Origin of the sequence: Pseudomonas sp. (genome assembly GCF_028293835.1) — a bacterium.
Lineage (GTDB): Bacteria > Pseudomonadota > Gammaproteobacteria > Pseudomonadales > Pseudomonadaceae > Aquipseudomonas.
Window position 1 is genome coordinate 1 of sequence record NZ_JAQGNX010000028.1, and the last position, 10,073, is coordinate 10,073.

8 protein-coding genes are annotated in these 10,073 nt (G+C 58.4%); 2 read left to right on the top strand and 6 right to left on the bottom strand.

Annotated elements, in window-relative coordinates; all coding sequences use genetic code 11:
* Nucleotides 1-299 precede the first annotated feature (299 nt).
* From JWR17_RS03845 to JWR17_RS03870, 6 genes are all read right to left on the bottom strand, one after another.
* Nucleotides 300-3,389 carry an error-prone DNA polymerase gene (locus JWR17_RS03845; protein WP_299828479.1) on the bottom strand — a complete coding sequence of 1,030 codons (3,090 nt, stop codon included), beginning with the start codon at nucleotides 3,387-3,389 and terminating at the stop codon, nucleotides 300-302.
* Nucleotides 3,386-4,801: a DNA polymerase Y family protein gene (locus JWR17_RS03850; RefSeq protein ID WP_299828481.1), complete on the bottom strand. Its 1,416-nt coding sequence runs from the start codon at nucleotides 4,799-4,801 to the stop codon at nucleotides 3,386-3,388. Before JWR17_RS03850 ends, JWR17_RS03845 begins: the two co-directional genes overlap by 4 nt.
* Before the next feature lie 7 nt (nucleotides 4,802-4,808).
* Nucleotides 4,809-5,432, bottom strand: a complete 624-nt coding sequence (gene imuA / locus JWR17_RS03855) for a translesion DNA synthesis-associated protein ImuA (RefSeq protein ID WP_299828483.1) — start codon at nucleotides 5,430-5,432, stop codon at nucleotides 4,809-4,811.
* Nucleotides 5,432-6,061 carry a transcriptional repressor LexA gene (gene lexA / locus JWR17_RS03860; protein ID WP_299828485.1) on the bottom strand — a complete coding sequence of 210 codons (630 nt, stop codon included), beginning with the start codon at nucleotides 6,059-6,061 and terminating at the stop codon, nucleotides 5,432-5,434. The genes imuA and lexA overlap by 1 nt, the downstream gene beginning before the upstream one ends.
* A gap of 139 nt (nucleotides 6,062-6,200) precedes the next feature.
* Nucleotides 6,201-6,881, bottom strand: coding sequence for a histidine phosphatase family protein (locus tag JWR17_RS03865; RefSeq protein ID WP_299828487.1), 681 nt, complete (start codon nucleotides 6,879-6,881; stop codon nucleotides 6,201-6,203).
* A 114-nt stretch (nucleotides 6,882-6,995) separates the two neighbouring features.
* On the bottom strand, nucleotides 6,996-8,117 hold the full coding sequence (locus JWR17_RS03870) for an MFS transporter (RefSeq protein ID WP_299828489.1): 1,122 nt from the start codon (nucleotides 8,115-8,117) through the stop codon (nucleotides 6,996-6,998).
* 340 nt (nucleotides 8,118-8,457) lie between these two features.
* Here JWR17_RS03870 and JWR17_RS03875 point away from each other — a divergent pair, with 340 nt between their 5' ends.
* Both JWR17_RS03875 and JWR17_RS03880 read left to right on the top strand, forming a co-directional pair.
* Nucleotides 8,458-9,483, top strand: a complete 1,026-nt coding sequence (locus tag JWR17_RS03875) for a LacI family DNA-binding transcriptional regulator (RefSeq protein ID WP_299828491.1) — start codon at nucleotides 8,458-8,460, stop codon at nucleotides 9,481-9,483.
* 66 nt (nucleotides 9,484-9,549) lie between these two features.
* Nucleotides 9,550-10,073: AP endonuclease (locus JWR17_RS03880; RefSeq protein WP_299828493.1), on the top strand; the 524-nt coding region annotated here is incomplete at its 3' end.

The following is a 10,073-nucleotide window of genomic DNA, read 5'->3' on the forward strand; positions in this document are numbered from 1 at the left end:
TACAGACAAGGTCAGGTGTAAAACCTGCCTTTAGGAGCGATCGGCCTCCCCCAGAAACGCACTACTTGTGTGTGTAACCTGTGACCATAACCTCTTTCGTTAGGCACAGGGACAACATACAAGGAGCTGCCGAAGGCTGCGATTCGACCGGGGACCGGTCGCCCTCGTGATACCGCTGAAGGGGTGCCGGTCGCCCGCGACCCCGGCCTATCGCAGCCTTCGGCAGCTCCGGGTTCTGTGTTTGTTGCGCGACAATTGCACCCCAAACCCGAGTAGGCCGGAATCTATTTAGGCTGGGTTTATTTGAAGTCTCGACTGCGCACGTCCAGTCCGGTCAGTAACGGCGTAAGGTCTTGCAAGCGTTGAGCGACCAAATGCCGGACGCCGTCTTTGGATTCCAACCGACCATAGACTTGCAAGAGTCGCGAGCCCACCAGTACTCGCCGTTGGCGTTCGGCCAAGTCGTGCCAGACCACCACATTGATCATCCCGTGCTCGTCTTCCAGGGTGACGAAAATCACGCCGCTGGCGGTTTGTGGCTTTTGTCGGCCCGTCACCAGACCTGCGGCATTGATGCTGCGCCCATGCTCGATGCTGAGCAGGTCCCTTGAACTGCGACAGCGTCGGGCGCTGAGTTGCGGACGCAATAAGGCCAGTGGATGCGGGCCGAGGGTAGTGCCGAGGGTGTCGTAATCGGCATACAAGTCTTCGCCCACTGTGGGCAATGGCAGCGGCACTTGTGGCTCTTCAATAGCCGATTGCTCGGCGAACAAGGGTCGTTGCGTCTCGACCCCCGCCACTTCCCAGCGCGCCCGATGGCGATGGCCGAGCAAACCGCGCAGCGCTCCGGAATCAGCCAGCGATTCCCGTGCCCGCTGGTCCAGACGCGCGCGTTCGCACAAGTCGCTGGCATCAATAAACGCCCGTTGCCCTCGAGCGTTTTCGATGCGCAGCGCATCGTCTTCCCGGAAGCCGCGAATCATGCGCAGGCCGAGACGAATCGCCAAGTCCGCCGTACACGGCTCAAGGGAACAATCCCACGCGCTGTAACGCACATCCACCGGGCGGATTTCAATCTGATGACGCCGCGCATCCTGCAGAATTTGATCAGGGCTATAAAAACCCATGGGCCAGCTGTTGATCAAGGCGCAGGCAAAGGCCGCCGGTTCATGGCATTTCAGCCAGCAACTGGCATAAGTCAGCAAGGCAAAACTCGCGGCGTGGGATTCCGGAAAACCGTAACTGCCAAAACCCTTGATCTGCTCAAAGATGTGGTTGGCAAATTCCAGGGTGTAACCATTTTTCAGCATGCCTTCGGTCAACCGTTTTTGATGCGGCTCCAGCCCGCCGTGGCGTTTCCAGGCAGCCATGGAGCGGCGTAGTTGGTCGGCCTCCCCCGGCGTGTAATCGGCGGCAACCACTGCCAGCTCCATGACTTGCTCCTGAAACAGCGGCACGCCCAGGGTGCGTTCGAATACGGCCTTTAGCGCTTCGGACGGATAAGTGATGGGCTCTTCTTTATTACGCCGACGCAGGTACGGATGCACCATGTCGCCTTGAATCGGCCCCGGCCGAACGATAGCCACTTCGATGACCAAATCATAAAATTTCTTGGGTTTCAGACGCGGCAGCATCGCCATCTGTGCCCGTGACTCAATTTGGAACACACCTACTGTGTCTGCACGACAGATCATTTCGTAAGTGGGTTTATCGTCTGGCTTGATGGTTGCTAACGTCAGGTCATAACCTCGATAACGGCGCACCAGATCAAAGGTCCGGCGCAGTGCGCTGAGCATGCCCAGCGCCAAAATGTCGATTTTCAGCAGCCCGACCATGTCCAGGTCGTCTTTGTCCCATTGAATGATGGTGCGATCGGCCATGGCCGCGTTCTCCACCGGGACCAACGTTTCCAGCGGATGCTCTGAGATGACGAAGCCGCCCGGATGCTGAGACAGGTGCCGAGGAAAACCGATCAACTCCCCGGTCAGGGTCATTACCCGACGCAAGACAGGACTGTCCGGCTCCAAACCGCATTCACGCAGGCGCTCCGGCGGCGGCAAGTCGTCGCTCCAACTGCCGAAGCAGTCGGCCAAGGCGTTGATCTGATCGGGTGGCAACCCCAACACTTTAGCCACATCCCGCACCGCGCCAGCACCATGATAGGTGCTGGCAACTGCCGTGATCGCCGCCCTGCCCCGGCCGTAACGCTGGAACACGTACTGCAATACTTCCTCCCGGCGTTCGTGTTCAAAATCGACGTCGATGTCTGGCGGTTCGTTGCGCTCTTTGGACATGAAACGTTCGAACAGCATGTGGCTGACCGCTGGATCAAGCTCAGTGATGCCCAGGGCAAAACACACCGCCGAGTTCGCTGCCGAACCACGTCCCTGGCACAAAATATCTTTGCTGCGGGCGAAGCGGACAATGTCGTGTACGGTCAGAAAATAACTTTCGTATTTTAGTTCACTGATCAGACTCAACTCGCGCTCGATCAACACCCGGGCTTTGTCCGGCACGCCGTCGGGCCAGCGACGAAGTGCGCCCTCTTCTGTCATCTGCCGTAACCAAGTGGCGGCGGTGTGGCTTTGGGGCACGAGTTCATGGGGATATTCATAACGCAGCTGGCCCAGATCAAAACTGCAACGCCGGGCAATACGCACCGATTCGGCCAACAGTTTTGTCGGGTACAGTTCTGCCAACTGCGACAGCGGGCGTAAATGCCGTTCACCATTGGGGAATAACCGATGCCCGGCCTCAGCGACGGTAGTGTGATGACGAATCGCCGTCATGGTGTCTTGCAAGGCGCGTCGGCCGCGTGCATGCATATGCACATCGCCAGTGGCCACTGGCGTAATGTTCAAGCGTGCGGCCAATGCCAAAAGATCACCGAGTCGTTGCCCGTCATCAGGGCCGCGATGCAATTCCACAGCCAGCCATAGGCGCTCGGGAAATAAACCCGATAGCCAGCGACCTTGCTCTAGATGTGTTTCGCTGAGTAAGTCTGGCAACCACAGCGCCAGCAAGCCGTCCAAAGGCTCACAAAAGTCTTCACGTAATAGGCGGTATTCGCCTTTTTTGGCGCGCCTGCGACCCACCGTGATCAAGCGGCACAGCGCTTGATACCCGCTGAGATTTTCCGCCAGCAACACTACCGCAGGGCCGTGTTCGATGCGCATTTCACTGCCGGTAATCATCGGCAAACCGGTTTCGCGGGACGCTTGCCAGGCGCGAACGATACCGGCCAATGTGCACTCGTCGGTGATTGCCAATGCTTGGTAACCATGGCGCTGGGCGCGCTCGAACAGCTCTTTGGCGCTGGAGGCACCGCGCTGAAAACTAAAGTTGCTCAGGCAATGCAGCTCAACGTACCCCTCGGGTTCGGCCGTCATGCAAACCACCCCTGCAACAACAAACTGCCGTCTTGGCCCACCGTTTGGTAAGCCCACGCGCGCTGACCAGAGCGGGTTTCCACCAGGAAATAATCGCGCCGCACATCGCCGCCATCCCACCAGCCGGACTCGATACGTTCAGGTCCAGCAAGAATGCGCACCCCGGTTTCGCCTAGCGGCACTGGTTGACGTAATAGCCAGCCGGGACGTGGCAGGGGCAGCAGTGGACCTGCGGATTTGGCTTCCAGGCCCGGCTGCCAGGCGCATTCGGGGCGGTGATCGGCATGGGCACGCAGACCGTTGACGGCGTCATCACCTAGTCGGGCGCGCAGCCGTTCGCGCAGTTGCTCCCACGGCAGTGCCTGTTGCGGACGCTCATCGAACAGTTCGCGGTGTGCCGGCACAAAGCTGGGCAGATCACGGGCCAGCAGGCGCACCGCGCGCACCGGAGACGGCACTTGTGCGTGTTCCAAACGCCCACGAGCCAGCTCAAACAGCATGGCCGAATCGCGCTCAGCGCTGAGCAGCCCGACCGGCACAACGGTGTCTTTGCCTTCCACATGCTCCAGATGCAGCGCAAAGCGCTGGACACCGCTGTCACGCCCGGCCAGAAATACGGCTAAATCCGAGACCAGCCGCTTGAGCGGAAACAACAGCGCCTGATGGGACTCAACGTCGAAATTCAGCTCGATACGGGTGTCGAAAAAGTCCGGTGGCAAGTAGCACTTCAGTGCCAAGGCACGCTCACCGAGTAACGTGTCCAGATGCAGCAACACCTGCGCCGGGAAGCGTCGAGCCAAGGTATCACGGGGCAAGGCCAATACTTGCTGCAGGGTGCGTAGGCCCATACGTGAAAAAGCGGTCGACACTTCACGGCTCAGGCCGATGCGGTCGGTGGGCATCAGCGCCAGTGCCTGGTGCAATGATTCGCGAGTGGTCACTGCCAGGCCGTCATGCATATTGGCCAGCATTCGCGCCGCCGTCGGGTTGGGCGCAACCACGATACGATGATGAAACCCCAATGCACTCAACTCGTCTCGCAGACGTTGCTCAAATACCGGCCACGGCCCGAATAACCCCAGGCTCGACTCGACTTCCATCATCAATACACGGGGGTATTTCAAACTGACCTGAGAACTGAACCTGTACGCCCATGCCGCTAATAAACGGTGCCAGCGCTCGACGTCGGCTGGCTCATATTCCACCGTCGCAAAATCACGGAGCAGTGCCTGCGCGGCGGTAAGCGATTGCCCAGGGTGCAAACCCAAGGCTCGCGCCGCCGGGTTGACCGTTTGCAACACCCGACGTTGTGCAGTGCCAGTGAGCAACGCCAACGGCTCATCAGGGTCGGCGCGACGACGCATTACGCCGTCGAGTGCCAACTGTGGCAGCAAGACACAGGCCCACAACATACGAACCTCAGGAATCGCTGGAAAACGGGATCGGTGACGGCGGTGTCAGTCCACCCCGACATTTTAAGACCCGTAGTTGCCGGGGCCTTGCATCGATGGCGATGCGTAACGCCGCCGGTGACGGATTGAGCGCGGCGTGTGCGGGTCGACAGGCAAAGGCCAAGGTCTGGCCGGTTTCAGCCGCTACTTGCAGACGGCGTAATGCGCGGTCATCAGCCTGTTTTTGCGGCGGCCAACACAACACGGCGCCACAACTGCCGGAGCGCAGGCATTGTTCGGTGGCCCACAGCGCATCCCGTGCATTGGCGTCGACCAGGGTCAGCCAGCGTAAATCGATACCGGCTGCCTGCCATGCGTGGGGGTAAGGCACATACGGTGGCGCGACCAGCACAATTCGCTGGCCTTTGTCCGCCAGTCGCTTGAGGGTTGGCCATAACAATTGCAGCTCACCGCTGCCATCGGCGGCCACCAAAATTTCGCTCAGGGCCGAGGCTGGCCAGCCCCCGGTTGGCAAGGCTGCATCCAGTGCCGCATGCCCGGTGGGTTGAGTGCTGACAGGCGGCGCGACGGATCGGCCTTTCCAGACCCGCCGCTCGTCCAGCAGCGCGTCGAGGCTGACAACGGCGCCCATCATTCGCGCCTGACCAGGCCGCAATAAACGCCTTCAATGGCGAAATCCTGGGTCGGCGAGACCACTATCGGTTGGTAAGCAGGGTTGCGTGGCAGTAAGCGAAACTCGCCAGCTCGGGTCTCCAGACGCTTGATGGTGACCTCGCCATCGAGCCGTGCGACAACGATTTGACCATCCTTGGCCTCGGCGCTACGCAACACGCCCACCAGATCACCGTCGAAAATGCCGTCTTCGATCATTGAGTCGCCCTGCACACGCAGCAGGTAATCCGGTACCCGGTGAAAGGTCCCGCGATCCAGCATCAAGGTGTCGTGCAGACCGATGTCCGGACCAATCGGCGCACCGGCCGCCACTCGGCCAAGCACCGGAAGCTCGACCATCTCGGCCCGCTGACGATTACCCGCCTGCAGTGAAACTAACCGAATACCCCGCGCCTGATTGGGCGCAACCTCGATCAAACCGGCTTCCGTCAAGGCCAAAATATGTTTGCGCGCCACGCTACGCGAAGCAAAACCAAAGGCTTCGGCGATTTCAGCCAGGCTCGGGGAATGACCTTGCTGCACGATTCTCTCGCGGATAAAGGTCAGGATTTCAGTGCGGCGGGGGGTAAGTAGGCTCATGGAGTACATTTGTACTCCTTTCGGGATTTTGATGCCAGCGCCTCTCATCAGGGCAGAACACAAAACCACTATTGGAGCGGGCTTGCTCCCGATGGATCAGACATCGGAGACGGGGCTGGATTTCCTACAGAGAGTTATGCCCTCAACATCAAACCGGGCAATTCAGCGACCCGTTGTCCAGGCCCTGCTTGACCAGCTTGTGACTAACCGTCGCTTTGCCGCCATGCCAGACCAATGTCAGTACGTACAACGAGTCAAAATCATTCGAGTCCCAATCATCAATGATCGATTGCTCTTCTCCTGAGGCTTCAGCGGCGACCTGATTGATCAGCTCCGGCAGATAGCCATGGGACCAGGCGGTGTAAATCGTTGCGCCGTGATACTTGTCTTGCATCAGTTCGTCGGCCAAGTCATTGGTGTCATTGGCAGAGAAGTCGATATTGACGGGAAGGCCTAACTTGATCGCGCTGGGGGAAATGGTCAGCAACGGGCGCAGGTAGCTAAAGGAGTCATCGTTAAGCCCTTCCTCTACATGACGACTGGGATTGGAGGCGAAGACAAAATTCGCATTACCGTAATCTCGCGGCAACAGGGTCGACAATGCAATCGCGCGGTTCATGCCTTGGCAATTGATTTGGCCCAACCCTGCGACTGGTTTTTCAGCGTGCCTGATGAATATCAAGGTTTCAGTGCCGTCTGCGGTCTGCGTAGCCAGGCTTTTACTCACAGAAAAAAACAACACCGCGGCACCGATCAACAGCGCGGGTAACAACAGCGACGCCCAAGGTTGAAAGCCCTTCAAAACAGCAGAACGGTTAAAGTTTTTCATGGCTCTCATCGTGTTCAACGCGCGTTTAGAAACTTGCTGCGAATGTGGCCATGGGACGCTGATTAATCGACCTTTAGTTTGTAAGGAAACTTGTCAGATACGCTTAAGTGTTACTTATTTATTCCGCGCGCAGACAATCGCACTGACCGCAATGGCCAAGCCGGCAATGGAGTAAACCCATGTCGCGGAAGCCACCGGCAACAATACGCCAGCCAGCAAAGGCCCAACGCCAGCACCGATATCACGCCATACCGCATTGGCGGCAATGGCTTGTACGCGACCTTCATTGGGGTTGCGCTGAGCAATAATAGTGACCACCAGCGGCAGCTGCATCGCCCGCAAAATCAGCACGCTCGCCGCGCCAGCGATCAACCAATGGCTGCCGAACGCCGACAACGCCAAGCCGCTGAGAATAGAAAACACCACCAGCATGCGCAGTGCGCCGAAGTTTTCAGCGGCGCGCCCACCCAGTGGGCTCAAGAGCATTTCCGAGACATAACGCAATGCCAACAATACGCCGGCGATGATCACCGCATTGCCGCCAAGCATCGCTTGCGCCTGAAGTGACAGACCAAAAATGAACAGTCCGTCCAGCGCTACGCCTTCGACAAACGACCAGATCGCCACGCTGTCCGGCAGTTTAAAACGCCGCCCGGTAGCCGGTGACAGTAAGTGCCCAGTGCTGGGCAAGCCACGAGCAATCCACAATGCGACCAGCGACGAGGCGCACGCCATCAGGAAAATCAGGCGTGGACCAAATTCGAGACTCAACCATGCACCCAGCGGTAACGCGACCATCGGCCCCGCTGCGATATAGGCCCGCGAGCGTCCTGCCCGGCGTGCGGCACCCGATTGCTCAGAAGTGGCCAGCACCTGGGTCGACAGGTTTAGCGCGCCGTAACACAAACCCCAGCCAAGCCGCAGGATCAACAGCCACCAAAAGCCGGAGATAAACGCGTTGCCCAGCGCGCACAAAGCGGCAACACCCGAGGCCAGCATCAATGCCGGACGGTCACCGTTGCGTGCATAAAAACGCATGACATAGCCATAGCCAAAAATTCGCACCAGTCGATTGGCTGCCAGCAAGACCCCCGCCTGGGCCAGCGTGACGCCAAACGCCTGAGACTGCATCGGTAGCAGCAAGTACAACAACGTATCGCTGGGCAGGCACAGGCTCAAAACGATGGCTGCGCGACGGGAAGATAAATCAGCGATACGGGACGCGGCGGCAGGCATGACCGAAGAAAATCCTGAAACAGAAAAAGGCCGCCTAGCATGCCGGTTTTTGAAACAATTTATAACAACTTTATAGCTGATGCCGTGGCCGTCGCGGCTGAAGGGAAAAGCACTGACCGAGCTGCATCAGGCCCATGCGATCCGAGCTGTTTCGCGACCCGGCGCCGGGCACAGCATGTATAGGAGCCAACGTGCTGGCGGGGCTTCATACCTGACACCAAACAAGTGCCAGCACCTCCCCCCGTATAAGACCGCTCAGCCCAAAAAAGTTGACTCCTTTCACGCTTTGGTGTTTTCTGAAACCGTTTTCAGAGCCCCAATAACTACAATCCGGGTCAACATGTTGAATAGCACCTCTCCCACCTCGCGTGCCCGCGTGACCATGAATGACGTAGCCGAACTCGCGCGCGTGTCCAAAGCCAGTGTTTCGCGCTTTATTGGCGAAGACCGGCAATTGCTGTCCGACGCCATCGCCTTACGCATCGAACAAGCCATCGAAACCCTCGGTTACCGCCCCAATCAAATGGCGCGCGGGCTTAAGCGTGGGCGTACCCGCTTGATCGGGATGTTGGTCGCCGACATTCGTAATCCTTACTCCGTCGCGGTCATGCACGGGGTCGAAACTGCCTGTCGCTTGCATGGTTACAGCCTGGTGGTGTGCAACACCGACCGCAATGATGAACAAGAGCGCGTACACCTCGCCGCACTGCGTTCCTACAACGTCGAAGGCTTGATCGTAAACACCTTGGGCCATCATCTCGATGAGCTGCGTCAATTGCATGAAGAACTGCCGATGGTCTTGGTTGACCGCAAAGTCGAGCAGCTGCAAAGCGATCTGGTCGGGCTCAATAATGCCGACGCCGTGCGCCAGGCGATTGATCATCTGGACGAACGTGGTTATCGCGACATTGTGCTGATCAGCGAGCAACAAGACGGCACCAGTTCTCGGCTTGAAAGGGTCAGCGCTTTCAAGCACCTGATCGCACAGCGTGAGCATTTGCGTGGGCACGTGCTCGAGACCGGCGATCAGTTGGGCGCGCAACTACAAGCGTTTCTAACGGCACCCGGTCCTGGCCCGAAAGCGCTGTTCACCGGCAACGGTGTCGCCACCCTGACCTGCACGCGCTTGCTGCGGGAATTGGGCTGGCCATTGTTCGATGACATCGGCCTGATCGCACTGGATGAGCTGGATTGGTATCCCTTGGTGGGCAGCGGTATCACCGCCCTCGCCCAACCCACTTACGACATTGGCGTGACGGCGTTTGAATGCCTGTTGAACCGGCTGCGCGGCGATATAGAGCCACCGCGCTTACTCGACTTCCAGGCACAGCTGATCATTCGCGGCTCGACCCAACCGCGACAGTAATCAATCGACTAAATGCATTCCCACCATTTTTTCAGAAAAAATGAAACCGGTTTCAGAGGACCAACAATGAATCTTTATCCCGTCTCCATCAGCCTTTCAAGCTACGGCGCCGATCTGGTCCGCGAACGTGGCCAGGCGAGTTTTATTCCACTGTTGGCTGAGGCTGGCGTGGCCCGCGTTGAGCTCCGCGAAGAATTATTTGCTGACGAAGATTTCTCGGTATTTGCCCCGGCAATCGCAGCCCATGGTTTGCAGTGCCTCTATTCATCGCCAATGGAGCTGTGGGCGGCGGGCCAAAGTCAGCCCAATACCCAGCTTGAAAGCAGGCTGCTGCGCGCGGCGGCATGCGGTGCTCGATGGTTGAAAGTTTCCCTCGGCCATTTCAGTGGCGGTTGTGACATGAGCGCATTGGCCGACTGCCTCGCGCAGCACCCGGTACGGTTGCTGGTGGAAAACGATCAAACGTTTCAGGGCGGTCGAATTGAGCCGCTACAACGCTTCTTCCGTCGTGTCGAAGAACTGAACATTCCGGTCGCATTGACCTTCGATATTGGCAATTGGCAGTGGCAGGAACAATCGGCGATCAGCGC

Coding starts and splice junctions, on each gene's coding strand:
- JWR17_RS03865 (WP_299828487.1), bottom strand. CDS start 6,881: ATGAAAAACTTTAACCGTTCTGCTGTTTTGAAGGGCTTTCAACCTTGG.
- JWR17_RS03850 (WP_299828481.1), bottom strand. CDS start 4,801: ATGTTGTGGGCCTGTGTCTTGCTGCCACAGTTGGCACTCGACGGCGTA.
- JWR17_RS03845 (WP_299828479.1), bottom strand. CDS start 3,389: ATGACGGCCGAACCCGAGGGGTACGTTGAGCTGCATTGCCTGAGCAAC.
- JWR17_RS03875 (WP_299828491.1), top strand. CDS start 8,458: ATGTTGAATAGCACCTCTCCCACCTCGCGTGCCCGCGTGACCATGAAT.
- JWR17_RS03870 (WP_299828489.1), bottom strand. CDS start 8,117: ATGCCTGCCGCCGCGTCCCGTATCGCTGATTTATCTTCCCGTCGCGCA.
- lexA (WP_299828485.1), bottom strand. CDS start 6,061: ATGTACTCCATGAGCCTACTTACCCCCCGCCGCACTGAAATCCTGACC.
- imuA (WP_299828483.1), bottom strand. CDS start 5,432: ATGGGCGCCGTTGTCAGCCTCGACGCGCTGCTGGACGAGCGGCGGGTC.